This is a genomic window from Alicyclobacillus vulcanalis, assembly GCF_900156755.1.
Lineage (GTDB): Bacteria > Bacillota > Bacilli > Alicyclobacillales > Alicyclobacillaceae > Alicyclobacillus > Alicyclobacillus vulcanalis.
The window spans coordinates 135,957-161,096 of the sequence record NZ_FTOO01000003.1 but is presented as its reverse complement, the minus strand read 5'-3'; the positions used below and the strand labels follow the sequence as shown (position 1 = coordinate 161,096).

The following is a 25,140-nucleotide window of genomic DNA, read 5'->3' as shown; positions in this document are numbered from 1 at the left end:
TCACGCGAGCCGTTTGGGGCTAAGCGCCTGTTCCCTGCGCGCCCAGGAACGCAGATCGGAGAGCCACTTTGTCGATTTTGCCCGCGCTCGTGAGCGGGAGTTCACGCAGCCAGTGGATGGCGTCTGGCAGCCAAAAGCGCGCCAGCCGCCCGTCCGCGACGGCCTTGGCGAGATGCGTCTCAACCTTTGCCTTGTCGACGCGCTCGTCAGCGGCGATGATGGCAATGGGCCGTTCACCCCAGCGTTCATCTGGCCGACCGATCACCGCTGCCATGCGGACTTCCGGGATCTCCGACAGGATGGCCTCAAGGACGCTCGGAATAATCCATTCGCCCCCACTCTTGATGGCATCCTTGACCCGGTCGACCACTGAAAACGTGCCGTCGGGATGCATGACGGCGAGATCGCCCGTGCGAAACCAGCCGTCCACGTAGGTCCGTTCGGTCGTCATCTCGTCCTCCAGGTAGCCATGCGGCAGCCACGGGCTTTCCACCCACAGTTCGCCGGTCGATTGGCTGTCCGCGGGCAGTTCACGGCCGTCGTCGCCGCGGACGCTCACTCGCACCATGGGGATGGGATTGAGACGGCTCGAGAGGGCCTCGAGGTTCTCCCGCGAACCTGCCGTGTGTGAGCTGACGCTGATGGCTGCGCCAAGCTGGTCTGATCCCCCGTAGATGAGCGAGTAACGAATGCCCGCCTCGTACGCCCTGGATGCAAGCCCCATGGGCAATTGCGATCCGCCGGTTAATACCTTCAGCGTAACAGAGGTCTCGCCGTGGCTGCGCATGGCATCGAGTAGCATGAGGAGTTGGGTCGGCACCATGTTTGACCAGGTAACACCTTCCGAGTGAACGAGGCGAACCTGTTCCAGCGGGGTGGCTTTACCCGGTAAGACCAATTTCAGGCCCAAGTAGGGCGCGAAGATGGGGACGCCCCAGGCGTGAATATGGAAGAACGGAATGAGAGGCATGACTACGTCGCTTGTTCCAAGCTTTGCACCCGTCTCATGCAGTGCGAGGTGGTGCGCAATCTGCAACGGCGCCTGCACGATATCGCGGTGGCGGTAGCGCATCGCCTTTGGGCGTCCGGTGGTGCCCGTCGTGTGAAGCAAAGAATACGGGTCTGTGTCGGTCACGCTCGCCTCAGGCGTAGAACCTGCTTCTTCGTTCGACAGGAGATCTTCGTACAGGAAATCAGCGTGCCCACTCGCCGGATCGTCCTGACCGCTCTGGGTTTCGCCGAGCCACACAACGTGGCGTACCAAAGGTCGCAACACTTCTGCGAGGGGAGCCATGGCGCCGTTTGCAAACAGAATGACATCTCGCCCTTGGCGCACGGTATGCACCAGGTGTTCGGCCGGTAAGCGAAAGTTGAGCGGGTGGGCGATGGCGCCGAGAAGGCTCGCCGCGTACTGTAATTCAAACGCCTGATGGGAGTTCACGTCCAGGATGCCGATCACGTCGCCGCGCCCGATGCCTATTCTCCGCATGGCGCGCGCGGCTTTCACCGTTCGCTCCCATGCCTGCGCGTAGGCCATCCGTACCTCCTCGCTCACCAGCTCCGCCTGGCCGTGGTTCCACGCGGCGTCGAACAGGATTTCATGAATGACGCCCCGGCGCATGTCACATCCACCCCCAGATGGATACATCGTACAAGGCCCACGAAGGGTACTCTTGCCCGCCAATGAAGTGCGTCAGGTACAGATGTCCGAGTTTCTCGTATCGTTCGCCGGCTGTTTCGGCAATTTGGTACAGGCTCGCGGCCTGCGCAACATCGGCCATCATGCGCAAAACGAATTTGGCTCGCCATTCAGCCTCGGTGCGTGGCAGCGTCCGCAAGGCTGCGACCTCCTGGCGCAGCCGCGAGGCGGCATCCGCCCCGCCCGGCGCGTTTGCGCGCGTAATGGGTGATGTGATCCGTTCGATCACGTCGTCCCCATGTCCGAGTTTCATCAAGGTCTCCAGAAAATCCAGGGCCTGAATGTTGCTCGGGCCCTCCCAGATGGGCGTAATGAGGGCTTCGCGGTGCCAGCGGGCGATGCCGTACTCCTCGAGAAAGCCGATCCCGCCAAACAGTTCCATGGCCATCGCCGTGAGGTGGGCGGCGTGATCGGCGGTGCGCGTCTTGGCGAGATGGGTATAGAGGCGCGCAAGATGGTAATTCGCGCTGTAGGGCGGGCGCTCGTGCCACGACCGGTCAAACAGGTCGATGGCTTGGAACGTAAGGGCCAAACCTCCTGCGTGTCGGACGGCGAAGTCGGTGAGGTCGCGCCGAATGAGCGCGTGATCCTGGAGGACGTGTCCGAAACTACGGCGGTGACGCACGCGATGCATGACTTCAAGCAGGGCCTTCTGCGCGATGCCCATGGCACCGGCGGCGTTGGCCAGGCGCGACACGGTGAGGTTTTCGAGCGTGTAGTAGATGCCAAGGTGCGCGTCACCCACGAGGAAGGCTTCGGTTTCGTCAAATTCGACCTCGCCAGACGGCACGGCGCGGGTGGCGCTCTTATCCTTTAGGCGCCGCACGTGAAAGTTGAGGCTTCCGTCCTTCCGAAGCCGGGGAACGAGGAAGAGCGCGAGCCCTTTGGGGCCACTTGGTGCGCCAGCCGGCCTCGCGGTGGTGATGGCGTAATCCGTGAGCCCGGCGCCGCTAGCGAAATACTTCTCGCCCGTGATCCGCCAGGTGTCGCCGTCCGGGCGGGCCGTCGTTTGATTGGCGCCGAGATCGCTCCCGCCATGCACCTCGGTCATCCATGTGGCGCCGAACGCGCGGCCCGAAAGGAGCGCCTCCTTCCAATCCGCAAATTCCGGCGCATACTTGTGAATGGCGTAAGCGACCTGGTTCGTGATGGTGAGCACGCAGTACAGCCCGGGATCGCCGATCAAGTAGCCGTACGCGAAGTGATGGTGCCAGGAGCCACCCTCGTAGGGCGGGCGGTTGATGAAAGCAAGCGCTTTCAAGAGGGCGAGGTGTGACGGGGATAGGCGGACGCGGTCGATCCGGCGGCCGTCGATATCGTGGTGAATGAGGACGGGAGGGGCGTCGTGATCGACGTGGTACACCGTCTCATACACCTCGCGGCCGGCGATGGCGCCGAAGCGCGTGAGGTCGGGCTCGTGAGCTTCGAACTGCGGCCAGAAGTGACGCAGGATGTCCTGAAGGATGACATCTTGCGAGAAGTGGTTGGTCCCGTAGGCGTACGACAAGGCGCGCATCAGCGTTCATCTCCTTTGTGCTGCGATGCTTTGAGTTTTTCTTCGAGCACCTGCTGCAGGCGGGATCGCATGGCGAGAAGATCGTCGCGCAAGGCTTCGAGTTCTGAGAGTTGCAGCTCGACTTGGCGCAGTTTTTCATCGCCGCGGCGGATGACTTCGCGCAGCTGGGTGATCTCCGTCGGATCTGCGTCGTAGAGGGCAAGCATCTCGGCGATTTCGGGCAGGCTGAAGCCCAAGCGGCGCCCGCGCAGGATGAGCTGGATGCGGACCCGGTCCCGCTCGGAGTAGAGGCGGGTGGCGCCTTGGCGCGCCGGCTGGATAAGCCCCATGTCTTCGTAGTGGCGGAGCGTGCGCGGCGTGATGTCAAACATGTCGGCGAGGTCGCGAATCGTGTAGAGGCGGGCGATGGGAGGTCACCTCGCTCACAGTGCGGAGCATTTATAGCAAAACATACAGAAAAATAACGCGAACGTCAATGCCGAGCCCGAGACGTTTCCAGATTCACGGTTGTCTCTCCGATGGCGGCGCAATGTCGGGCCCTGCACGGCGGGGCTGTGGTCATACCATCCCCGCCGCCTCCTGAAGTTCCATGGCGTGCATCAGATTGGCGAAGATCTGCACCGTCGTGACGGCGCCGACGCCTCCAGGCGTCGGGGTGTACGCCTTCGTTTGCTCGGCGGCCTCAGGGGCGAGATCGCCTTGCACATCCCCGTTTTCTGCCTGCGAAATGCCGACATCGACGACGGTGAGGTTCTCGTGCACCATGTCGGGGCCAAGCAGGCCGCCCTTGCCGACGGCGACGATGGCGATCTCGCTGTCGCGCAGGTGGCCGCGCACGTCGCGGGTGTACTCGTGGCAAGCCGCCACGGTTGCGCCTTCCGCGATGAGCAGGTGGAGAAGAGGCATGCCGACCGTCTGGCCGCAGCCGACGAGCGTGACGTCGGCGCCCTTGAGCTCGTAGCCGTAGTGCTTAAGCAGGCGGATGCAGGCGAGCGGCGTCGCGGGGTAGAGAGCGGCTTCGGGCGTCGGCTTGGCAAAGGAGTGGCACGGCGACAGCCCGTCCACATCCTTCAGCGCGTGAATGGCCCCCACGACGCGCTGCACGTCGACGGACGGCGCGAGGGGCATCTCAATCATGATGCCGTGGACGTCGGGATCGCCATTGAGGGCCTCAATTTGCCGGATGATGGATTCTGTGCTGCTGTCTTCCGGCAGTTCGATCACGTCGCAGTGAATGCCGAGCCGTTCGGCGATGCGCTTTTTCTGGTTCGCGTAGACGGACGCGGCGTGATCGTCGTTGGCGAGCAGGGTGACGAGCTTCGGCTGGATGCCGCGCGACTTCCACGATTCAACCGTTTGTCGCACGTCATGCGACAAAGCCCTGGCGACGGGGCGCCCAAGCAAGGGTTTCGGCATGGCGGGATGACCTCCTGGAACTAGCATCGCTTGGAACGTGGGCGTTTAACCGTTTCGCTTCGTCTGGAAATACGCAAACGACCGCCTGGGTACCATGGCCCAGGCGGTCGGCAGTCATCGCTGTGCTCCCTCGTGGTGCTCCACGCTTAGCCGCCAGTCGCACAGCGGAACAGGTATGTTGGTCAGTCGAAAGGGAAGGGGTGATGCTTGGGAGATTTCGCAAGTCTCGCTAGACTCCACTGAGAATATAGCAAGGACCACGCGTGCGCGCAAGCGAGAGGCCGATGACAGTTTCGCGAACAAGCGGTCCCAGACCAACGTGAATGGCCGTGCGGGGGAGGTCAGGCGCGCCGCACAAGGGCGCTTGGCCGGTGGCCCTGGGGCGCATGTGCAGCGACGTCGCGCGAAGGGGCGAGGGTTCGGGCGAAAAACGAAGCGGGGCCCTGCGCTTCCATGCAGGGCCGCCGCGATCGTCGAGGGTCAGGAGGCCGGTGGGCTCGGCTGGTTGGAGCCGTAGGCCACGTTGAAGCCGTCGGTATCCGAGTCGGGTGCGGACGGCACAGACACGACCGCGTTGTTCTGCACCATGTAGCCCGCGTCGGACAGGGTAAAACCTGGGTTGCCGCCGTTTACGGTGCCGGGATCGAACGTGGTCTCGCCGTAGTTGGCGAGCGTGGCGATCCGGCCGCCGATCTCCGGCGCCTCCTGGATCCACTCGGCCGACGAGCCAGGGCCCGAGTACGACTGCGTGGTGGAGAACGTCTCGTTGCGGGTCACGTCCGTCAACGTAATCGTCCAGGTTCCGTTGCCGTTGTTGTGGATGTGCGCGCTCATCCGGTCGCCCGGGGCGATGGTCATGTTCGAGATGACCGTCTCGGGGGCGGGGAGGATTTCCCACCAGGCGTCGTACTGCGCGTGACCGTTGACATAGTCCTGCTCCGTGCCGGTTTGAATGAGATCGCTGTTGTTGAACCCGTCGATGCCGATCCAGCTCGAAGAGTACGTGCTTCTCTTGGATGGGCTCACCGCAGGCACAATCCAACTGCCTGTGATGTCGTTGTACGTGCTGCCGGTCACGGCATATCCCGACCAGTTCGACGCCGACCAACCAAAGTTCTGTGCCTGGACGCTGTTCGGTTTCGGGCTGGTGTTGGGCGAGAGCGCGTGCCGCGGCGCGTGGAAGATGGCGGGCGACGCGTCCAACGTGGATGTGGCGTGGGGCCAGGCGAGAAGTGCCGCGGCTGTCAGGCACGAGGCGGCTGCGATGCCTGACGCTTTCCAGACTGAGGTGCCGTTCATGCACAGATCCCCCTTTTGATTGCGCACATTGCGAAGGGAGCGAGTTTTGCGAAACTCGCTTCACGTATCCATATTCCAAAGAGTGTGGCCAGAATCCTCTGGGCGCACCTTCCACATCGTTCACCAGTTTTCGGGCAGCATCACATCGCAAGCGGCGAAGATGAGGACCCCCGCGATGACACTGGGGATCATGAGCGCGGTGAATCGCACGGCGGGGCGGGGGCTCGCAAGGGTTTGTCTCCACACCATCGCGTACCAGGGAAACAAGAGTGTCAGTGTGACCAATGCCGCAAAATAAAAGTGAATCTCTTCTGGGAGAAGGGGGATCATCAGGCGGTAGTTGGGCTTTGGATGCGACAGCACGTACGCTGCAGTCATGGCGACGAGAGGCGTGGTGGCCGCCGCGAGCTTGGCCGTGAAGTGCGCCATCCCGCTCTTTCGGTACGAAACCAACCAAATTCCGCCCCAGATGGCAGCGTACAGCGCGAACGTGACCGGCCCCGAGAGGATGAAGCTATACGATCCGATGATCAAGATGGATAGGACGGACAGGATGCCGAAGACAAAGTAAAGCGCGAACGTAATGAACCACTGCGCCGCGAAGAACCCAGCCAGAGCCGCCCATGGGGTGCTGCGCCGAGCGGTAGACATGTCCTACCTCCTCAACCACAATCTTAGACCTATGATTGCATAAAAGTTGGGTATGGGCAACCTTGGATTTCGCTCACGGCGCGGGTGTCATGCGAATCGCGTTGGGAGAAAGCATGCTCAAACGGTATGATGGAGCTGGCAAGGTGTCGATCAAGGGGGCAATTTTCATGCAGGAACTTTCCGCGCGCACGCGCCAACTCGCGTTTGCCAGCATGCGCCGATTTGCCGATCTCGTCGCAGACGAGCCGGACGCTATTTTTTTGACCATCGGCCAGCCTCACTTCCCCACGCCCGCGCACATTGCGGAGGCGGCCAAGCGGGCCATCGACGAGGGGTTCACGTCGTACACACCGAACCGCGGCATCTTGCCGCTGCGCGAGGCCGCGTCTGCCTACTACGAGCGGTTCACCGGCTATCGCTACGATCCCGGCAGCGAAGTCCTCGTCACTGTCGGGACCACCCACGCCATCGACATCGCGATGCGGGCGTTGCTCGAACCCGGCGATGAGGTCGTCATTCCTGCGCCCGCGTACCCCGGTTACGAAGGCGCTGTCCGGCTGGCGCACGGGACGCCTGTCTTTGTCGACACGCGATCCACGGGCTTTCTCCTGACGCCGGACGCCCTCCGGGAGGCCATCACGCCGCGCACCAAGCTGCTCATCCTCGCGTCGCCCGCCAATCCGACGGGCAGCGTGTACAGCGAGCAACAGCTCTCGGATCTCGCGTCCGTCTGCGTGGAGCGCGATTTATACGTCCTATCGGACGAAATTTACGCCGAGCTGCAGTTTGCCGGATCACCCGTCAGCATTTCTCAGATGCCGGGGATGCGCGAGCGGACCCTGGTCCTTCATGGCCTGTCGAAGTCCCACAGCATGACCGGGTGGCGCATCGGCTTTGCGTTTGCGCCGGCGCCCATCGCGGCGGAGATGGCCAAGGCGGCGCAGTTTAGCGTGAGCTGTCCGTCGAGCATCAGCCAGATGGCGGCGCTCGAGGCGCTGACGCGGGGGCAAGAGGACAGTCGCCCGATGCGCGAGGCCTACCGCGCAAACCGCGATCTCGCGGTCAGGGCGCTTCGCGACATGCAGGTGCCTGTGGAGGCGCCTTCAGGCGCCTTCTACGTCTTTCCCGCGCTGCCGAAGGCGCTCGGGATGACGTCGGACGCGTTTTGCGAGGCGCTGGCGCGCGAGGCGCACGTGGCGCTCGTGTCGGGCATGTGCTTCACGTCCTACGGAGAAGGTTACGTGCGGATATCGCTCGCGTGTTCGGAGCAGACGTTGCGCGAGGCGCTCGCGAGGATGGCGAACTTTGTCGAGCGACGTCGGCAGCATCGCGCGCCGCATGGCGCATGACGCGATCGAGCGCGCTGCTTTGCGCCCACAGCGGTCTCGGGTACCTTGGCGCCTGGCGCAGCGGGCTGAGCGCCCCGGCGACACGGGGATTCCAACGGCAGGCTCCCCGCATCGCATGAAAAACGCGCGCCTGGCCCACATTATGGGCGAACCCGTCCGCTGGAGGCGATGGCATGCGTACCAAGTCGAGACGTACCCGTGTCGCCGTCGGCGCCGTGCTGTTTGCGCTGATTGCCGCGATTCTGCTTCTGTTTCGAGTTCACCGGTATTTCATCATGCATTGGCTGTGAACCGTCAGCCGTCGTACCTCCGCTCCGCAAAGAACGGAATGAGGACGCGAAGCGCCACGTCGATGCAGCGCTCATCGGGCAGCATCTTGGCGTGATGGAGGCCGTACGGCGTGGCCGCCCCGAGCCAGAACAAAAAGCCCGGGATCTCCCTCAGAAAGTAGCCGAAGTCCTCGCCCGTCATCGCCGGCGGCACCTCTCGCACGTCGGCGAGCCCTGTCTCCTCCACAAACGCCATGAAGAGCCGCGTGAGGCGCTCGTCGTTGTACACCTGATAATAGTTCGCCCCGTAGTCGATCTCGGCCCGACAGTTGAACATGCGCTCAATGCCCGCCACCACGGCCTCGATCCGGTTCTTGAGCCGGGGCATCGTGGCCGCGTTCAGGGCCCGGATGGTGCCCTCGAGGCGCGCCCGCTCCGCGATGATGTTCATCTTCGTGCCCGACTCGAGCCGCCCCACGGTGACGACGGCGCTGTCAAGCGGATCGACGTTTCGCGCCACGATGGTCTGCAAGGCGGTGACCAGGTGCGCGCCGGCCACCACCATGTCGTTTGCACGGTGCGGATATGCGGCGTGTCCGCCCTGGCCGACGAGATCGATGAACAGCTCGGACGTGTTCGCAAAGAGCACGCCGGGCCGTATGCCGATTTCGCCCACGGCCATATCCGGTTGCACGTGCAGCGCGAAGATCATCTCCGGCCGCAGGGCCTGAAACACCTCGCTCGCGAGCATCGGCTGTGCGCCGCCCGGGCCCTCTTCGGCGGGCTGAAAGACGAGGACGAGATCGTCCGGCGGCGGGTTATGGGCGAAGTGCTGCGCGAGGCCAAGCGCGATGGCCATGTGCACGTCATGCCCGCAGGCGTGCATCATGCCCGGATGGCGAGACGCGAACGGCGCGCCCGTCTCCTCCGCCACGGGCAGCCCGTCCATGTCCGCGCGCCAGCCCACGCGCCGCCTTGCGCTGTGCCCCTTCACGAGGGCGATCACGCCCGTCTCCCACGTGCGAATTTGCAGGTGTTCCTGGGGGAGAGCCTGCAGGTACGAGAGCACGGCTTTCTGCGTCTCAAACTCCCGAAACCCAGGCTCGGGGATCTGGTGCAACGCCCGACGAACTTCGTGCACGTCCCACGTCATCACAGGCGCCTCAGTTCTTCCTTGATCTCAATTTTGCTCGCCGCCACGTCCTCAATCCGCTTGATGACTTTGGCCGGCACCCCGGCCACGACGGTGCCCGGCGGGACGTCCTCAATCACCACGGCGCCCGCTGCGACCACCGAGCCCCGGCCGACGCGCACGCCCTCGAGAATCACCGCGTTGGCGCCGACCAGCACGTTGTCCTCGATGACCACGGGCTTGGCGGACGGCGGCTCGATCACGCCTGCCAATACGGCGCCCGCACCGATGTGGCAGTTGGCACCTACCGTCGCGCGCCCGCCGAGCACCGCGCCCATGTCGATCATGGTGCCAGGTCCCACCTCTGCGCCGATGTTGAGGATGGCGCCCATCATAATCACGGCGTTTTCCCCGATTTTCACCTTGTCGCGAATGATGGCGCCCGGCTCGATGCGCGCCGGGATATCTTTCAGATCGAGAAGCGGAATCGCGCTGTTTCGCCGATCCGCCTCGATCTCGAAGTCCTCAATGAGCGCTTGATTCGCCTGCAGAAACGCCTGCACGTCGCTCCACTCGCCGAACACGACGCCCGCCGTGGGGCCTACGAACGGCCTCAGCGCCTCGGGAAACGCGATCTGGTCCAGCTTGCCGCGCAGGTACACTTTCACCGGCGTCTTCTTCTTGCTTTCCGAAATATAGCGAATGATCTCTTCAGCCGTCTGCATATTCCTGATTCCTCTCCACGTGTGAACATTGTGATACGGAATCCACCTGCGGAAGGCCGATTCCCATGGTATGATCCCGTCAGGAGAAAGGGAGGTTGTTCCATGAGCACACACATCGGCGCAAAGCCAGGCGACATTGCCGAGCGCATCCTGCTCCCGGGTGATCCGCTTCGGGCCAAGTATATCGCGAACACCTACCTCGAGGGTAGCGTCTGCTACAACGAGGTGCGCGGGATGTTGGGCTACACCGGCCGCTACAAAGGTGTGCCGGTCTCGGTTCAGGGCACGGGCATGGGTGTCCCGTCCATCAGCATCTACGCGCATGAATTGCTCGCCGACTACGGCGTGAAGACCCTCATCCGCGTCGGCACCTGCGGCGCCATCCGGCCCGACATTCGCGTGCGCGACGTCATTCTCGCGATGAGCGCTTCCACCACGAGCGCGCCGAACCGGCTGCGGTTTGGCCACGTCCAGTACGCGCCAACCGCCGATTTCGAGCTGCTGCAAACCGCATACCAGGTCGCGAAAGAAAAAGGCGCGTCCATCCATGTGGGGTCGGTGATGACAACCGATCTATTTTACGCCGATGGAACGGCGGATTTGGAGCGCTGGGCGAAATTCGGTATGCTAGCGGTGGAGATGGAGAGTGCAGAACTATTCACCCTGGCCGCCCAGTTTGGCGCCCGCGCGTTGTCCGTGCTCACGGTGAGCGATCACGTCCTCACCAGGGAGGAGACGTCTGCGGCCGAGCGGGAGCGGTCGTTTGGCGATATGGTCGAGATCGCTCTGGAGACGGCCATTCGGTTCTGAGCCGCGCCGAGGAGAACACCATCTCCGAATTCCCGCCCGCATACTTGGCCGGTGCAACCGGAACACTGAGTTCGGGCGACAGAAACAGATCTTACGTGTGGAAAAGGAAAGGGTGTTCCTGAATGCAGGTCGGCCTCATTGGTCTCGGAAAGATGGGCCACAACCTGGCGCTCAACATGATGGATCACGGGCATCAGGTGGTGGCGTACGATTTGCACAAAGCGGCGGTCGACGCGGTCGCGAAAGACGGCGCGACGCCGGCCAGCTCTGTTTCCGACCTTGTCTCGAAACTCACCCCACCCCGGATCGTCTGGCTGATGGTGCCGCACGGCAAGCCTGTGGACAACCTGATTGATCAACTGAAGCCGCTGCTTCAATCGGGTGACATCATCATCGAGGGCGGAAATTCCCACTACAAGGACAGCATTCGCCACGCCGAGGATCTGAAGAAACTCGGCATTCACTTCTTCGACGTGGGGACTTCGGGCGGCATGGAGGGTGCGCGCCACGGTGCCTGCTACATGATCGGCGGAGATCCCGAAGTCTTCAAGACCATCGAGCCCCTGTTCCGGGATACGGCCGTGCCCAACGGCTACGTGTACACAGGGCGCGCGGGCAGTGGACATTTCGCGAAAATGGTGCACAACGGCATCGAGTACGGCATGATGGCGGCCATCGGCGAAGGCTTCGAGGTGCTCGAGAAAGGGCCGTTCGACTACAATTTTGCCGAGATCGCCCGCTGTTGGTCGAACGGTTCGGTCATCCGCGGCTGGCTGATGGAGCTCGCGGAGAAGTCGTTCCGTGAAGACCCGCGGCTCGACAAGATCAAGGGCGTCGTGCACGCGTCGGGCGAAGGTCAGTGGACGGTGCAGGAGGCGCTCGAGGTCGAAGCGGCCGTTCCGGTCATTGCCACTTCGGTCATGATGCGGTATCGCTCGATGCAGGACGACTCGTTCAGCGGCAAGGTGCAGGCGGCCCTGCGCAACGAGTTCGGGGGCCATGCGGTCGAGCATGCGTGAGCGGCTGTGAGCGTCGGGGCGGTGGCGTTGTCACCGCCTTTTGCGTGACTCCCTTGTGCATGGAAGGAGGCACAGTGTGCCAAAGCGGGCCACCATCCAGGACGTCGCGCGAGCGGCCGGGGTGTCCGTCACCACGGTGTCGCGCTACTTGAACGGGCGCTATGACTCCATGAGCGAGAAAACGCGAGCGAAGATAGCGGCCGTCATTGCGGAGCTCGGCTACCGTCCGAACGCGCTCGCCAAGGGGCTGAAGGCGCAGCGCACGGAGACCGTCGGCGCCATTGTGGTGAACATGAGCTATCCGTTTTGCGTCGGTTTCCTGCGCGCGTTCTCCCGGACGCTCGGCGCCGCCGGGTACCACCTCATGGTGGCCGAATCCGAGGGCGACGCCAAGCGCGAGCGACAACTGATCGAGTCGTTCGTCGCCAATCGCGTGGAGGCCATCGCGCTGCAGACGAGTGGCGCGAATAACGGTTATCTCGAGGATCTGGCGCGCGACATGCCTGTGGTGTTGGTCGATCGCGCCTTCGCCCTGGACAACGCCTACGCCATCGGAACCAACAACCGCGATGCGTCGCGCGAGATCGCCTGGACGCTGTTCGATCTCGGCTACAAACAGGTGGTGTATCTCACCGAGGACGAGCGCGGCATCCCGACCCGGACGGATCGCCTGAACGGATATCTGGACGCGTGCCGCGTGGCGCTGCGAGAGCCCGTGGTCGTGCGCGTGCGGCGCGGCGACTGGCCGTCGTTCGAGGAGGCGCTCGCGCGTGTGGACGCCTGTGCCCGCAAGGAGCGTACCGCCGTGTACACCGCGAATGGCCTCGTGCTGATGGAATGCTACCGCGCGCTCCGCGCGCTCGGCCACCGCGTGCCGGACGCGCTAGGCATCGCGACCTTTGACCAGCCGGACTGGGCCGATCTCGTCGATCCGCCCATCACCTGCGTTCGCCAGCCGGTGGAGGAAATGGGCGAAGCGGCAGGGCGGATGATCACGGCTCGGTTGCGGGGGGAAGAGGTCGCTTCGACGGTCTTGACCGTGCCTTCGACCGTCGTGATCCATGGATCCACGGGGCGAGGGCAGGAGCCCCATTGACACGCGCTGACTCTGTGCGGCCCGCTGGCCGCAGCACCTCGCTGATTTCAGTTTATACCCAAGTCATCTATGATTTGCTCTACTCTACTCCATGAGGCAGCGTGGCGGGGCGCTCGCGTTGTTGCGCAGAGAGCCCGCACGGCGAGCCACGCCCGCGGATTTTCCTCTCCAGGAATGGAAGTCGAGGTCGTCGTCGTACCGCCGAAACCCAACCCGCTCGTCCTCATACCAGGGCCATCTCCAGACGGCTCGGGCCACCACTGCAGGAGCGTCTGCGGAGGCTATTAGTCTGGAAGAACGGCGTTGGTCATCGTATGCGAAAGCCCATGCAGCCATGAGACCAAGAAGTGCTGCGACGCGCGCGAGCACGCGCGGCAAACTTCGTCAATACGTGTTTCTCGGGATTGCTGGACTCTCGGAAGCACCATATACTGAAAGCCAAGGAGTGTACACATGCCTCGTCAGGATACCTTGATGAAGGCGCTCGCCCGTTCCCTATCCGGCGGCGCCCTGGACGTCCTGGGCTGCACGGTGTGGAGCTTGTGGAGTCGTTTCCGACGGAGCTTTCCGCCAACACGTTGCGCATGGGTCCAGTGCCAATATCAACGAAGCACGTTGGATAGGGATTGAGGACAAAAGACGAACGCAACCACGCAACGTGCCCCATGGTCCACCACATCCTCGATGATAGGGGTCATCGAGAACAGATTCGCCGCGGAATGATTCTCGATCAAATGGACTACGCGTATACTGGGCTATCAAAACAGATTACTGCAGTAACGACTGTTTGGAAGGAACGAATCAAAATGGAGCCGAATTGGACCGCAGTTGTTGAAACTGGGTGGACTTATAAGGACGATGAATCACGGTTGGTCGAATACTTTGCGGAAACTGAGCGTCAACATCCTTCATCGGCGAGAGCAAAGTTCGAGTTGGCACGTGCGTTAGACTATTTAGGTCGAGAGGCCGAGGCTATACCTTTGTATGAAGAAGCTGTACGGCTTGGGCTTTCCGCTGAATATCATGCTTACGCTTTATTACAGCTTGGCAGTTCACTTCGAAATGTCGGGAGAGTCGATGAAGCTGTTCAGGTGTTGATAGATGCACAACGGCGTTATCCTGAGCTTCCTTCAATAAGCATGTTTCTTGGTTTGTCCTTGTATAGTCAGGGGAACAAATCAGAAGCACTAAAGATAGTTATGAGAGCTATGTTGCAGTATGTTCAATCCTCGGATATAGAACGCTACAGAGAGGCCATTATAAGCTATATTGACGAGATTGAATAACCATTGTTCCTCAGATAACTGGGCCGTTACCGACAGGAGGACAATTAACCTTGGTAAAGCCTTTGATTTGAATAATTACACGAAGATTTCTGTGCAGACTCAAATGACTAACTTGGACTTTGCAACACGATTTTCCTACAGCGTCGCCAGCGCGCCAGATGAGCTCGACATCGGGACCGCGCATTATCGCGTTGAGAACGTCTTTCTGCGACATCTCGACGGTGATCAAGCGTTGGACGAAGTCGAGAAACATCTGCGTACGGGACAGTGGGAACCCGGCGACCGTATGCGGATTGGGTCTCGCGCTCAACATGCGCTTGGAGAGCCAGGAGAAGACGTTTGAGCGAGTGCGCGAGCTCATTCCGCGTGTACCGGATGAGACCGAACGGGATTTGGTTGTGAGTGCAATTCTCGTGCTTGGCGATCAAGGCCTCACAGAGGAACAGCGAGCACAACTGCGGAAGGAGCTGAGAAACGTGTCGAAGCTGGCGGAAGAGCTCTATGAGGAAGGACGCCAGGAAGGCCGTATAGAAGGGCATATGGAAATCGCCATGAACATGCTTCGCAAGGGCATGAAGGTCGGAGAAATTGCGGATATCACCGGCCTTTCCAGGCAAGAGATTGAAGAGCTCGCGCGCAAATCATCTCATTAACGATTCGGCCTGTCGAAGCATCCGTGCCTCGGCAGGCCGATCGATCTTCTCGTGCAAAGCGCCTCGCACGACTCTCCCCATTTTCACCCCGGCGGATACAGCGCCCGCGCAGCAGGGCCCCGCATGCACATGCATCCCACCGGCCGCCACACCGTGAGCGTAGACCTAGGTCGGGTTCGCGATGAGCGATGGGCGGTGAGGAAAAGCGAACTTATCTTTTGGGACGGGCCCAAGTGTGCGCGAGGATCTCCCGCGTTGGAGAACACGATTCCGGATCCACAGCCCCGCTTGGCGACAAGGTGCAGAAGGGCGAGGCGTCTCGTTGACGGACGACACATGTGCTGTGTCGGCAGACCGCTGTCACAGTGGGCTGCTATCTTGCAGCCTGAAGGCGGCCTCATTTGTTCACGACAATCGGTGGAATCGGGCGCTCGGGTATCGGCGTGGACAATACGAGAGAGGTGACAATCTGCCCAAAGGGCAGGAGCGCATCAATGACGCGTTCCAGATGTTCCATCGAACTCGCGACGACTTTGAGGAGCAAGCACGCGTCGCCCGTGATCCGGTGGCATTCAAGAACCTCTGGTTGTTCCTGTGCAGCGGCGATGGCGCTTGCATAGCGGCCTCCGTGGACGGTCAAGCGGATGAAGCACTGCACGTCGTAACCCACTTTCTTCGTATCCACAGAAGCTCGGTAATGTCGAATCACCCCGGCATCCTCCATCTTGCGGATTCGTTCCGCGACCGCAGGTGGGGACAATCTCACAAGGTCCCCCAGTTCGCGATAGGAGATGCGCGCGTTCAACTGCAGATGCTCGAGAATTTTCCAATCCATCTCATCGAGTTCATGCATCGAAGGTTCAACTCCTGATTTTCTTTTTCTTCAAAGAAAAAATACAAATAGAACTTTCGATGAACTGGGTACAATGAGAGTTTTGCTTTGTATGATACGGTTCATCGACAAGTCTGGCAAGATGGAGGGAAGCCGCGTGTCCTATCACTGTACCGGCAGGCGGAGAGGTGAATTCATCAGCCTGGTCATGCCGTTCACCTTGATCATTTTGTTGGTGGGTTCGGACGAAATGGTGTTGTCACCGATGCTGTGGAAAATCGCAAACGCGTTCCAAGTGTCGGTGGTTCAGGCTGCACTCGCTGTGAGTGTATACGGACTCGCCTTAGCCTTCGGGGCGCCGGTTTTGACTCGCATCGGTGAACGGAAGGGCCTAGGTGTTGCACTTGGGTTGGGTATGGGCGGACTCGCCGTATCCTCCCTGCTGTGCGCATGCTCGTCAACTTTTTTCGAGTTTTTGCTAGGGAGATTCTTGTCCGGGTTGGCGGCTGGACTCACCGTCCCGAGCACCTACGCGCTTGCTGGACAGTTGACCGCAGACCAATTCCGCGGGCAAGCGTTAGGATGGGTGGTCTCCGGGTGGTCGTGGTCGTTCATCCTCGGCGTTCCCCTCGCCACATGGATGGGGCGCGGTCTGGGTTGGCGTTCGGTGTTCCTCACATTCGCCATCGCGGCCACAATCCTTTCGCTGTTCATGGCATGGTCACACCGGGGCACGCGCGTATCTTCCAACCAAGATGGCCCGCGGGTTGCTGCTGATCCGCGCAGAGTGAGGGCGGATCGCGCTACACGCGGTCGAGTCGTAGCGCTCGTGATCGCTACGTTTGGCAATATGTTCGGGTTTTACGGGATGTACGCGCTGTTCGGTGAGGCTTGGCACCTCCGTGCGGCGCATGTTGAAAGCGGGGCTTTGCTCCTCGCTTATGGTACCGGGTTTGCAACCAGTGTTGTGACGGGGCGGTGGGCGGATCAATGGGGACGACAGAGGACCCTGGTGCGAAGCCTCCTGGCTCTAGCGTTCGTCCTTCTCGCGCTGCCCTTCGCGATGCACAACGCCGTGATGGTTTGTCTTGTACTTTTTGTCTGGGGCGCGCTTCAAAGCGTAGCCGTAACGCTCTTGACCGCAGTTTTCACTGAACAGGCAGGCGAAATCCGGGAGTCCGTCATGGGATGGTATAGCTTTGCCACAAACATCGCTGTGACCATCGCACCAGCGATCGCAGGCTGGCTTGACGTCCGCGGTGGGTACGTGTCCGTCGCCCTGCTTTGCGCCGCGATGACGCTGGCTGCTGCGCACAGCGCGCGGTTCGCGTCGCACGATCCGAGGGACAGCAGGATCGGGGGCGATCGCGCCAGCTCGTCTGCGTTCGGTTGCGACCCATGACGGGCGTTGAGCGGGGGACAGATCAAATAAGGGGAGTCGGGCGCTGGGGTGGATGCCGGGGGGCACATCGGCCTTCCCGGCTCAAAGTTTGCCTTCAAAGCCACAGGCGCATGCCGCGGCGAGCTGAAACTTTTCTATCGTGTCTGTCAGCATACCTGACAAAGAAGGTATTTGGGCAGAAAGAAAAGCGATACAATACTCAAAAACGTGGTTTTGGGGAGGTATCATCACGTTGTATACACGCGAAGCTTTGCTCGAGATGGTGAGAGAAGCAAAACTGACACGAAATCTCACGTGGGGCGAGATCGCCCAGCACGTGGGTGTACCGGAAATCCACTGCACTTCCGCGCTCTTAGGACAGGGGACACTTCAGCTTCACCAGGCCGAACGCGCCCTGGAGCTCCTCGGGCTGCCCGCGGAGGCGGCGCATACGTTGACCGTTCCGCCCTATCGAGGAGGCGTCTCCATGCCGCCGACGGATCCGGTCTTGTACCGGCTGTACGAGATCATCCTGGTGTATGGGCCTGCCTTCAAGGAGATTCTGCACGAAAAATTTGGCGACGGCATCATGAGCGCGATAGACTTTGAAATGCACGTCGACCGAGAACCTGACCCTCGGGGCGATCGCGTCCGCGTCACGATGAGCGGAAAGTACTTGCCGTATCGAACATTTTAGACTCGCGACCGCGATGTACGTCTTTGTGCGCCTTTGGCCATGTGTCGCGCCGCCGGGAGCGTCGGGCGGTGGTGGAGCGCACCGGTTCGGCGCGCGTCGCAGGCCATGGTGCGCGTGGCTCGTTCACGCCGGCTTTCTGCGCCTGGCTTTACGCCCCATGCCCCATCTCAACCCCTGCGAAGTTGTTTGCGCGCGGTTCGCGCTCGGCTGCTCGCATCACACGACGCGCCTATCACAACTTGCGCACCGCTTCCAACGCCTCTCGTGCCTGCGCCACGTGACGTTGCTCGTGATAGCCGACAAACTCGAGCCACTCCCGCAGCGACAACTCGCCGAACACCGGATGGGGGACAGGCGCTCCCAGGTGTTCCAACTCTTCAGGGGTGCCCACGGCTTTCGCCGATTCAACGAGCGTCCGGCGCGCTTCCTCGAGCGCTTGGCGCAACGCTTCGCGAGACTTCGGCTCGTCCGACGGGCGAATGAACTCGGGCGCTTCGATTTTTACCGAGCGATTCGTCGCTCGCTCCACGCCCTTCACCGTCCCGCTGTAGGGTCGGCGTTCCTTGAGCGCGCTGCGGAACACAGGGATGATCGACAGATCCGTCTTCAGGATGTGTTCTAACACCTGCCCAACGGTCCATCTCCCCGGGCCCGGAGAAGCGTTGAGCTCCTCATCCGTCGCGCTGTCGATCACGGCCAACGTGTCCCGGTGCGTGGACTCCACAAATGCAAAGCTATCCATACGGTCGAAGCCTCCATCCGTTTCGGGCGAACCGAGGCGCAAGTCCCGGGTTCCGCGCATCATTCTGCCGAAAGCACAGGAAAGAGCCTGTGTGGTGCCGAATATGCGGAAGTATCGCGTGATTCAGATGTCGGGCTGGGTCGCGAATCCTCTCAGGGTTTAGTTCTGCAAATGTCAGTGATGTCCTGCCTGGTCTCTGCAAAACTTGTGATGGCGTGAGGAGGTCACTCAGGACCAAATCGTCGTGTCGCGGACCTGGTGGATCCACGAGTCGACCGCGAGCACAAAGCCAAGCACGGCACTGACGGGCGCCGTGAACAACACCCAAATGGGCATCCGCACGTGTCGCTTGGCGCAGGCGCCTATCCAAAGCACGGCGGGCCACTGTAAGAGCGCGGCGACATTGACGTGTCCCAAGCAAGCTTCCGCTAGGCCGCACAGCGGCAGCCATCCGAAGGCGTAGGCGAGCCATGCCCAGACCAGGCACGAAATCATCGGATGGCCGACCGTGAAACACCAGTTTTTCTGAAAGCCGCGCCATGCCTGGCCCCAGGATGTGTACATGGTGCAGGACGCCGAGGAGGCGCCATCGATCACCGCGCCAGCCATCTTCCGCCTCGCGGCCTTGCGCGCCAGGGCGAGATCCTCGGCGATCTCGCCTTTCACGCCAGCGTGCCCTCCGAGGGACGCGTAGGCCGAGCGCTGAAACGCGATCACCTGGCCGACGGCGACGGGCAGCGCGCGTCGGCGCCAACGTTGCACAAAAAGCGGCGCGTGCGCCACGAGGCTCCATGGAAAAAGATACACGAGCAGGGCGGCGAGGCGGCGAGCCTCCTGGCGCGGAAACACCGAGGCCATCTCCCATCGTTGATCGACCATCTCCTGTGCAAGCCGTTCGGCGGCCCCCGGTACAAGGCGCGTGTCGGCGTCCACAAAGACGAGAATGTCCGCGTCACTGGCGTGATCGGCCAGCTGCGCGCATGCCCAATTCTTTCCGCGCCAACCGGGTGGGCGGGGGCGCCCGCGCACCACGCGCAGGTCTCGATCCGTCGCTCGCCGAAGCGCGGACAGGCGGGCCCAGGTGTCGTCCGAGGACTCATCGTCGAGCACGATGATCGTCGCGGACGGTGGGGTGGCGTGCAGCAAGGCGTCGAGACAGGCGCTGATCTGATGGGACTCGTTGCGCGCAGGTACGAGAATCGCCATGCGGGGGGCGCGACGGGCCTCCTCCCCGCGCGGCGCGCGCCTCTCGTCCATTGCTCGGTGTTCGCTTGTCTGGAGGCGCGGCCACAGCCATCGGTTCAAAAGCGCCATGAGGCAGACCATTGCGTCGTACGCCAATAGGAGTGGATGCACCACGGGCTTACACCTGCTTTGAAGGACGTTTTCGAACCCAGTAACCAAAGATGACGAGCGGCGCGGTCAGGAGACAAAAGGTGTCGATGGGCCAAAGGGCGCGCGCGTGCCACGCTGGCCAAAGCAGCGAGGGGACCAGGGCGGTACTCCCTAGGAGCACGGCGGCCCCCAGCGCCACCGCGGCCCAGACGGTTTGGCGCCTGACCGCGAGGCCCACCGCGAAACCTGCGCCGAGCGCGATGGCGGCCAGTGGCCCGAGAAAGCCCGCGACGGCCCCTACCCAACTGGCGAGTCCGATGCCGCCGCGGCCGCGCAGGAAGGGACTGAACCGATGGCCGTAGACGGGCAAGGCGGCAGCCATGGCCGCAAAAAGCGCGTTCGATCCGGCGTGCAGAAAGGCGACGTATCCGGGTAAGAAGCCTTTGGCGACGTCGAGCACGAGCACGGCGGAACCGAGCCCCATGCCTGCGGCGCGGAACGCATTCGCGGCCCCTGGATTTCCGTCGCCGAAGCTGCGCGGATCGCGATGAACGCAGCGGGACAGCCAGACCGCAAACGGGCACGCGCCGACGAGAAACGACGCGACACAGACGCCGAGCCACCCCCAGGGCGTCACCTTTTCACCCCCTCGTCTTCGACCCGAGCGGCCGGCGCTGCGAGGAGCCAGCGGCGGCTGCGCTGGGACGCCAGGACGGCCAGAGACAGAGCGACCATCAAGCTCGAACCGACAAAGAACGCGATTTCCTCCAGCGGGACGTCGCCCACACGAAGCCCTGTCACGAGCGCGGGGCGGAAGAACCAGATGCCGTTCCGGATGGCGATGCTGTCGCACCACGATAGATACGCTGCGGACGCGATCGTCGAGAGGACGATGGGCGCCTGGTTGGCGGCGATCCCGTCCATTCCATAGCTGGCCTGAACGGCGATTGGCAGCAACACCCATGGGGCGAGCATGGCGAAGTACGTGAGATGCGCTGTCCCCGTCGCGAAGACGAGGATAGCTCCAGCGCTGGCCAAGCCGAACGCTGTCCAACATGCGAAACGTGCGGCGCGATGAGGCTCGCTTCGCTGCTGCGCCTTCGAACGGGCTTGCCATCGAACGGTCGACAGGTCGAAGCACTGCGCGACGAGGGCCGTCTCCAACAGATAGAACAGGACTTCCTCCCAAGGCACGCCGTCGATGGTCAGGCCCCACACGCGGTTCGGCGCGTATCCCCACACCCCGCGCCTGATGAGCGCTGCGTCCCACGGCGTGGTGTAGAGGAGAATCACCGCGGCCAACAGGGCGAAATAGAGCGTCATGCGCCAAGGGGACCGAGCGATGCAGCGCGCGAGCCAGCCCGTCTTGCCGGATCGCCTCGCGGCGAGGCGCACAACCCACAGCGCGGCGTTGGCGGTCACAATGAAGCGAAGCAAGAAACCGGCGTACGTCATCTCCGGCTCACCCTGATTTTCGTCGGGCGGTGTTCCAGGGCTGCGCGCATCGCGATGCGCGGGGGGCGCGACGGAAGGGCTACGCGCACCGTTTGCAGGATTCTCGCCAGGATCCACTTGACTTCAAGCCGCGCAAAGGTGGCTCCTGGGCAGAAGCGGGGACCTGCGCCAAAGGGAAGATAGGTGTAGGCGCCGGGCGGCCCGCTCACCCTCCACCGCTCGGGCACGAACGCGTCGGGATGTGGCCAGAAGTCTTGGTGGCGGTGAAGAAGAAAGTAGCTCACCATCGCCCGCTCGCCAGACGATACGTGCGCCCGCAGCCCGGAGTGGATGGGTGGGTAGAGCCGGAGGGCCTCCTTGACGACGGCGTCCAGGAGCGGGAGTTCGTCGACGGTGCGGACGTCCGGCAGGCCATCCCCGGCGGCCGCGGATACTTCGTTGCGCAACGCGCTTTGGATCTCCTCGCGCTGGCCGAGGAGGATGAGAAGGGACGACAACAGCGACGTGGCGGTGTCGTGCCCGGCCACGAGCAGCGTCAACAGCTGATCGACGGCAAACGATGCGCCTGCCTCTCCGTAGCGAAGCGCCAGCGCGTGGATGGGCGCATCGCCGGGGCGCTCGAGCGCCTCGCGGTACACCGTGCAGAGGCGGGCGCGCATCCGCGTGTACGCCTTCGGCCGTCTCGGCGTCCTGCCGGTCAGCATCCACGCCCCCGGGCCGATGTAGTCCACGAGCTGGACGAGATCGTCAAAATGCGCGCGCTCCTCGGCTGGCGTCAAAGCGTGATCAAAGTAGACGGCCTCGAGCGCCCGCCAGGTGATGCGCCTGGGGGCGTCGGGCAGCCAAAGGGCGCCTTTGGCGATGGCGCGTTGCACGGCCTCGTCGAGCGCGGTGAGCGAGTTCTGCAGGCGGGACTCGAGGGCGCTTCGCGGGCTCGCAGCGAGGAGCAGGCTTTTCACGCGCTGGTGCTCGGGGCCGTCCAGGACGAGGAGCCCGTCGCCGAACAGCCGGGTGACGGGATCGCCTTCGACGCGGGAGCGGTGCGCGCCGGCTTCGTCGTGCAACACGCGCTTGACGGCCGCCGGGCCGGCGGCCACACGCATGTGCAGGCGGGGCGCATCCAGGCAGAATTCGTCGGCTCGAAGCGACCGGTGCAGCGCGAGCAGACCCATGAGCGGGCTGCCGGGATGCGAGATCATGCTCGTGAGCGCCCGAAGCCCGCTCTTGGCATCCAGGTGGCGCGTGGAAGGAATGGCTGGATGGACGTGCTCACGCATGCGAAGTCACCTCGCCGAGATCGCGTACCACGAGTTTTTCCGCAATTTTGGCGGAAAGCAACACGCCGGGGATGCCTGCGCCTGGGTGGGTGCCGGCGCCGACGAGATACAGCCCGCGGATGGATCCGCTGCGGTTGTGCGGGCGAAACCAGGCGGATTGCGTCAGGCGCGGCTCGAGCGAAAAGCCCGTGCCGAGGTAGGTGTTCAGGTCGTCCGCGAAATAAAACGGATCGATGCGGTGTTGCACTTCGATGAATTGCCGAAATCCCGGCCAAAACCTCTCTTCGATGAACTGGAGCACGCGAGCCTGCAGCCGCTCGATCTCGCCATCCCAGTCGATGCGGGCCGACAGGTTGGGCACAGGCGCGAGCACATACATGGCCGTCTTGCCGGGCGGCGCTGCGGACGGATCGGTCCGCGTCGGCACGTGCAGGTAGAGGGAAAAGTCGTCGGCGATGACTTTCCGCTCAAAAATATCGCGGATCAGCTCCGCGTAGCGCGGTCCAAACACGATGTTGTGGTGCACGAGCGCGTCGGGCACGCGGTCGGTCGCGAGGCCGTAATACCAGACGACGAGCGACATGCTGTAGCGCGCTCGCTCGAGCCGCCACCGAGTCTTTTTGGGCGTCGCCGACGGCGGCAGAAGCCTCAGGTAGGTCGTCGCGGCGTCCGCGTTGGAGATGACGGCGTCGGCTGGTATGCGATGTCCGCCCGCGATCACGCCCTCGACGCGGCCGTCTTCCACCAGGATTTGCTCCACTGGGGTCGACAGGTGGAAGGCGCCGCCGAGATCGCGAAAGAGCGAGACGAGCGCGTGGACGAGGGCGCGCATGCCGCCCTGGGGGTACCAGACGCCCCAACGCTGCTCGATGAGGTGGATCATGGCGTAGATGGACGAGGCCTTGAGCGGGTTGCCACCGATGAACAGCGGATGAAAGGTGAAGCACTGTCGCAAAAACGGGTGCTGGATGTGATGGCTGACGAATGTGTAGACGGACTCGTAGGCGCGCAGGCGGACGAGGTCCGGGGCGACGCGGGCCATGTCGGACACGCGCGTGAAGGGCTCGGCGCCGAGCTCGATGAAGCCCTTTTGCAACAGGGGGCGCGCCGCCTCGAGGAAGGCCAGATATCCCGCGCCGTCGGGCGCGTGGATGCGCTCGATCTGCGGCAGGACGAAGCCGGGATCGCCGTTGTAGGAGAGCTCCTCTCCGGAGGGGCCAAACAGTTTGTAGAACGGATCGACGGGCAGCAGGCGCACTTCGTCTTCCATGCGCTTTCCGGCGAGCGCAAACAGTTCCTCGAACAAAAATGGCGCCGTGACGACGGTGGGACCGCCATCAAACGCATACGGGCCGATGTGAAAGGTGCGGGCTCGCCCGCCGGGATCGGGAAGGCTTTCGCACAGGTGGACCTCAAAACCGCGCGCCTGGAGGCGAACGGCGGCGGCCAATCCGCCGAATCCCGATCCAATGACGACCACTCGTTTCGCAGCCATGGGACCTCTCCTCGTTTGCTCAGTCATGTCGATCGACCATCGCGAACGGCGCGGCGGAAGGCGAGCGATGCCACCCCATCGCGGCGGGAACGCCTTGGCACAGGGCGATCACGACCTTTTCCGCCAGCGGCACGTGGGCCCTGCGGGTGAACACATCACCGCGGTGCCGCTCGATGTCCTGCAGAATCCCCCGGTACCAGACGGCGGCGAGCGCAATGGGCCATCGGGCCGCGGGGGTGAGTTGGCGAATCCCTGGCAAGGCGAACGCGTACAGGTCGCGCGCGAGCTGGATGTACCGCGCGCAAAGCCGCTGCCAACCGGGATGAAGCCGCTTTTGAGACAAATCGTCCGCCGTCACGCCGTAGCGCCGCATATCCTCAAGCGGCAGATACACGCGCCCCCGCGCGAGGTCTTCGGCGACGTCCCGCAGGATGTTCGTGATTTGCATGGCGAGTCCAAGCGCGATGGCGCGGGCAAACACGTCCTCGGCGAGCGACGTCGGCCGAAAGCCCACAATGAACGTCGTCATCAGCCCGACCGTCGAGGCGACGCCGTAGCTGTAGGCGAGAAGCTCCTCCAGCGTTTCGCACTGGGTCATCTCAAAGTCCGTCAGAAGCGTTTCCACAAGTTCCGCACTCCACGTGCGCGGCATGCCCATGCCGTCGCAGAGCGCGAGCCATCGGGTGATGACGGGATCGCTGGAACGCGACGTGCCGCGTATGGCCGCCAAGTAGTCTTCAAGCCTTCGGCGCGATCCGGCCTCCGGCAGGTCTGCCGCATCGTCCGCGGTCCGGCAAAACGCGTACAGGGCCTCGACGGCCGCGCGCGACCTCGCCGGCAACCACCTGGCCGCGAGGCTGAACGTCTTGCTGTGCTGCCGAATGAGCTGCCGATCTTCGTCCCGCTTGTGCGGCGGGTCGAAGGGTCGCGCCCGCATAGGGGGTGCCTCTTGGGCCGCTCGGCGGGCGCGATCGGCGATAAAGCGCATCACCTGGTCTTCCACGTC

At 62.8% G+C, this 25,140-nt stretch carries 24 protein-coding genes and 1 riboswitch; of the genes, 8 read left to right on the top strand and 16 right to left on the bottom strand.

Features of this window, described 5'->3' with window-relative positions; genetic code table 11:
- Window positions 1–19 precede the first annotated feature (19 nt).
- From BW934_RS05015 to BW934_RS04990, 6 genes are all read right to left on the bottom strand, one after another.
- Complete coding sequence (locus BW934_RS05015) at window positions 20–1,621, bottom strand: AMP-binding protein (RefSeq protein WP_076345741.1); 1,602 nt, start codon at window positions 1,619–1,621, stop codon at window positions 20–22.
- A 1-nt stretch (window position 1,622) separates the two neighbouring features.
- Window positions 1,623–3,215 carry an acyl-CoA dehydrogenase family protein gene (locus tag BW934_RS05010; RefSeq protein WP_076345739.1) on the bottom strand — a complete coding sequence of 531 codons (1,593 nt, stop codon included), beginning with the start codon at window positions 3,213–3,215 and terminating at the stop codon, window positions 1,623–1,625.
- Window positions 3,215–3,604 carry a MerR family transcriptional regulator gene (locus BW934_RS05005; protein WP_268757640.1) on the bottom strand — a complete coding sequence of 130 codons (390 nt, stop codon included), beginning with the start codon at window positions 3,602–3,604 and terminating at the stop codon, window positions 3,215–3,217. Before BW934_RS05005 ends, BW934_RS05010 begins: the two co-directional genes overlap by 1 nt.
- 169 nt (window positions 3,605–3,773) lie before the next feature.
- A complete protein-coding gene (locus BW934_RS05000; RefSeq protein WP_076345735.1) occupies window positions 3,774–4,631 on the bottom strand; it encodes a bifunctional 5,10-methylenetetrahydrofolate dehydrogenase/5,10-methenyltetrahydrofolate cyclohydrolase in 858 nt (285 codons plus the stop codon).
- Between the two features lie 90 nt (window positions 4,632–4,721).
- Window positions 4,722–4,802: riboswitch (ZMP/ZTP riboswitch) on the bottom strand.
- Window positions 4,803–5,111: 309 nt separating this feature from the next.
- Complete coding sequence (locus BW934_RS04995; protein ID WP_084182489.1) at window positions 5,112–5,930, bottom strand: G1 family glutamic endopeptidase; 819 nt, start codon at window positions 5,928–5,930, stop codon at window positions 5,112–5,114.
- A 120-nt stretch (window positions 5,931–6,050) separates the two neighbouring features.
- Window positions 6,051–6,581: a hypothetical protein gene (locus BW934_RS04990; protein WP_076345733.1), complete on the bottom strand. Its 531-nt coding sequence runs from the start codon at window positions 6,579–6,581 to the stop codon at window positions 6,051–6,053.
- A gap of 167 nt (window positions 6,582–6,748) precedes the next feature.
- On the opposite strand from BW934_RS04990, the gene BW934_RS04985 reads away from it, so the two are divergent.
- The gene (locus tag BW934_RS04985) at window positions 6,749–7,930 is read left to right on the top strand and encodes an aminotransferase class I/II-fold pyridoxal phosphate-dependent enzyme (protein WP_076345966.1); all 1,182 of its coding nucleotides are present in this window, start codon (window positions 6,749–6,751) and stop codon (window positions 7,928–7,930) included.
- Window positions 7,931–8,224: 294 nt separating this feature from the next.
- Here BW934_RS04985 and BW934_RS04980 read toward each other — a convergent pair whose 3' ends face one another.
- Window positions 8,225–9,352 (bottom strand): N-acetyldiaminopimelate deacetylase, encoded by a 1,128-nt coding sequence (locus tag BW934_RS04980; RefSeq protein ID WP_076345731.1) that lies wholly within the window; start codon window positions 9,350–9,352, stop codon window positions 8,225–8,227.
- Window positions 9,352–10,056, bottom strand: a complete 705-nt coding sequence (dapD, locus tag BW934_RS04975; RefSeq protein ID WP_076345729.1) for a 2,3,4,5-tetrahydropyridine-2,6-dicarboxylate N-acetyltransferase — start codon at window positions 10,054–10,056, stop codon at window positions 9,352–9,354. The genes BW934_RS04980 and dapD overlap by 1 nt, the downstream gene beginning before the upstream one ends.
- Before the next feature lie 102 nt (window positions 10,057–10,158).
- Between dapD and deoD the strand changes: the two genes are divergently transcribed.
- From deoD to BW934_RS15170, 5 genes are all read left to right on the top strand, one after another.
- Entirely contained in the window at window positions 10,159–10,866 is a 708-nt protein-coding gene (gene deoD, locus BW934_RS04970; protein ID WP_076345727.1) for a purine-nucleoside phosphorylase, read from the top strand.
- Window positions 10,867–10,988: 122 nt separating this feature from the next.
- Window positions 10,989–11,885: a phosphogluconate dehydrogenase (NAD(+)-dependent, decarboxylating) gene (gnd, locus tag BW934_RS04965; RefSeq protein ID WP_076345725.1), complete on the top strand. Its 897-nt coding sequence runs from the start codon at window positions 10,989–10,991 to the stop codon at window positions 11,883–11,885.
- A gap of 76 nt (window positions 11,886–11,961) precedes the next feature.
- Window positions 11,962–12,981 carry a LacI family DNA-binding transcriptional regulator gene (locus BW934_RS04960; RefSeq protein ID WP_076345723.1) on the top strand — a complete coding sequence of 340 codons (1,020 nt, stop codon included), beginning with the start codon at window positions 11,962–11,964 and terminating at the stop codon, window positions 12,979–12,981.
- Between the two features lie 734 nt (window positions 12,982–13,715).
- On the top strand, window positions 13,716–14,267 hold the full coding sequence (locus BW934_RS04955; RefSeq protein ID WP_159437296.1) for a tetratricopeptide repeat protein: 552 nt from the start codon (window positions 13,716–13,718) through the stop codon (window positions 14,265–14,267).
- 476 nt (window positions 14,268–14,743) lie between these two features.
- Window positions 14,744–14,920, top strand: coding sequence for a hypothetical protein (locus tag BW934_RS15170; protein ID WP_234969571.1), 177 nt, complete (start codon window positions 14,744–14,746; stop codon window positions 14,918–14,920).
- Window positions 14,921–15,317: 397 nt separating this feature from the next.
- On the opposite strand, the gene BW934_RS04945 is transcribed toward BW934_RS15170, so the two are convergent.
- Window positions 15,318–15,773 carry an Lrp/AsnC family transcriptional regulator gene (locus tag BW934_RS04945; protein WP_076345721.1) on the bottom strand — a complete coding sequence of 152 codons (456 nt, stop codon included), beginning with the start codon at window positions 15,771–15,773 and terminating at the stop codon, window positions 15,318–15,320.
- A 136-nt stretch (window positions 15,774–15,909) separates the two neighbouring features.
- Here BW934_RS04945 and BW934_RS04940 point away from each other — a divergent pair, with 136 nt between their 5' ends.
- Together BW934_RS04940 and cynS are read left to right on the top strand one after the other, a co-directional pair.
- Window positions 15,910–17,154 carry an MFS transporter gene (locus BW934_RS04940; protein ID WP_159437295.1) on the top strand — a complete coding sequence of 415 codons (1,245 nt, stop codon included), beginning with the start codon at window positions 15,910–15,912 and terminating at the stop codon, window positions 17,152–17,154.
- Window positions 17,155–17,386: 232 nt separating this feature from the next.
- The gene (cynS, locus tag BW934_RS04935) at window positions 17,387–17,830 is read left to right on the top strand and encodes a cyanase (protein ID WP_076345717.1); all 444 of its coding nucleotides are present in this window, start codon (window positions 17,387–17,389) and stop codon (window positions 17,828–17,830) included.
- A gap of 232 nt (window positions 17,831–18,062) precedes the next feature.
- Here cynS and BW934_RS04930 read toward each other — a convergent pair whose 3' ends face one another.
- The 7 genes from BW934_RS04930 to BW934_RS04900 form a co-directional block, all read right to left on the bottom strand.
- Window positions 18,063–18,572 (bottom strand): DinB family protein, encoded by a 510-nt coding sequence (locus tag BW934_RS04930; protein ID WP_076345715.1) that lies wholly within the window; start codon window positions 18,570–18,572, stop codon window positions 18,063–18,065.
- Window positions 18,573–18,800: 228 nt separating this feature from the next.
- Complete coding sequence (locus tag BW934_RS04925) at window positions 18,801–19,931, bottom strand: glycosyltransferase family 2 protein (RefSeq protein WP_234969570.1); 1,131 nt, start codon at window positions 19,929–19,931, stop codon at window positions 18,801–18,803.
- A 4-nt stretch (window positions 19,932–19,935) separates the two neighbouring features.
- Window positions 19,936–20,544: a glycerol-3-phosphate acyltransferase gene (locus BW934_RS04920; protein ID WP_076345713.1), complete on the bottom strand. Its 609-nt coding sequence runs from the start codon at window positions 20,542–20,544 to the stop codon at window positions 19,936–19,938.
- Entirely contained in the window at window positions 20,541–21,362 is an 822-nt protein-coding gene (locus tag BW934_RS04915; protein ID WP_076345711.1) for a lycopene cyclase domain-containing protein, read from the bottom strand. Before BW934_RS04915 ends, BW934_RS04920 begins: the two co-directional genes overlap by 4 nt.
- Entirely contained in the window at window positions 21,359–22,639 is a 1,281-nt protein-coding gene (locus BW934_RS04910; RefSeq protein ID WP_076345709.1) for a cytochrome P450, read from the bottom strand. Before BW934_RS04910 ends, BW934_RS04915 begins: the two co-directional genes overlap by 4 nt.
- A complete protein-coding gene (gene crtI, locus BW934_RS04905) occupies window positions 22,632–24,134 on the bottom strand; it encodes a phytoene desaturase family protein (protein WP_076345707.1) in 1,503 nt (500 codons plus the stop codon). Before crtI ends, BW934_RS04910 begins: the two co-directional genes overlap by 8 nt.
- 19 nt (window positions 24,135–24,153) lie before the next feature.
- A complete protein-coding gene (locus BW934_RS04900) occupies window positions 24,154–25,137 on the bottom strand; it encodes a phytoene/squalene synthase family protein (RefSeq protein WP_084182505.1) in 984 nt (327 codons plus the stop codon).
- Window positions 25,138–25,140 lie beyond the last annotated feature (3 nt).

Coding starts and splice junctions, on each gene's coding strand:
- BW934_RS04910 (WP_076345709.1), bottom strand. CDS start 22,639: ATGCGTGAGCACGTCCATCCAGCCATTCCTTCCACGCGCCACCTGGAT.
- deoD (WP_076345727.1), top strand. CDS start 10,159: ATGAGCACACACATCGGCGCAAAGCCAGGCGACATTGCCGAGCGCATC.
- BW934_RS05010 (WP_076345739.1), bottom strand. CDS start 3,215: ATGCGCGCCTTGTCGTACGCCTACGGGACCAACCACTTCTCGCAAGAT.
- crtI (WP_076345707.1), bottom strand. CDS start 24,134: ATGGCTGCGAAACGAGTGGTCGTCATTGGATCGGGATTCGGCGGATTG.
- BW934_RS04980 (WP_076345731.1), bottom strand. CDS start 9,352: ATGACGTGGGACGTGCACGAAGTTCGTCGGGCGTTGCACCAGATCCCC.
- BW934_RS04915 (WP_076345711.1), bottom strand. CDS start 21,362: ATGACGTACGCCGGTTTCTTGCTTCGCTTCATTGTGACCGCCAACGCC.
- BW934_RS04995 (WP_084182489.1), bottom strand. CDS start 5,930: ATGAACGGCACCTCAGTCTGGAAAGCGTCAGGCATCGCAGCCGCCTCG.
- dapD (WP_076345729.1), bottom strand. CDS start 10,056: ATGCAGACGGCTGAAGAGATCATTCGCTATATTTCGGAAAGCAAGAAG.
- BW934_RS04990 (WP_076345733.1), bottom strand. CDS start 6,581: ATGTCTACCGCTCGGCGCAGCACCCCATGGGCGGCTCTGGCTGGGTTC.
- BW934_RS04945 (WP_076345721.1), bottom strand. CDS start 15,773: ATGCATGAACTCGATGAGATGGATTGGAAAATTCTCGAGCATCTGCAG.
- gnd (WP_076345725.1), top strand. CDS start 10,989: ATGCAGGTCGGCCTCATTGGTCTCGGAAAGATGGGCCACAACCTGGCG.
- BW934_RS04985 (WP_076345966.1), top strand. CDS start 6,749: ATGCAGGAACTTTCCGCGCGCACGCGCCAACTCGCGTTTGCCAGCATG.
- BW934_RS04955 (WP_159437296.1), top strand. CDS start 13,716: ATGGACTACGCGTATACTGGGCTATCAAAACAGATTACTGCAGTAACG.
- BW934_RS05015 (WP_076345741.1), bottom strand. CDS start 1,621: ATGCGCCGGGGCGTCATTCATGAAATCCTGTTCGACGCCGCGTGGAAC.
- BW934_RS05000 (WP_076345735.1), bottom strand. CDS start 4,631: ATGCCGAAACCCTTGCTTGGGCGCCCCGTCGCCAGGGCTTTGTCGCAT.
- BW934_RS04930 (WP_076345715.1), bottom strand. CDS start 18,572: ATGGATAGCTTTGCATTTGTGGAGTCCACGCACCGGGACACGTTGGCC.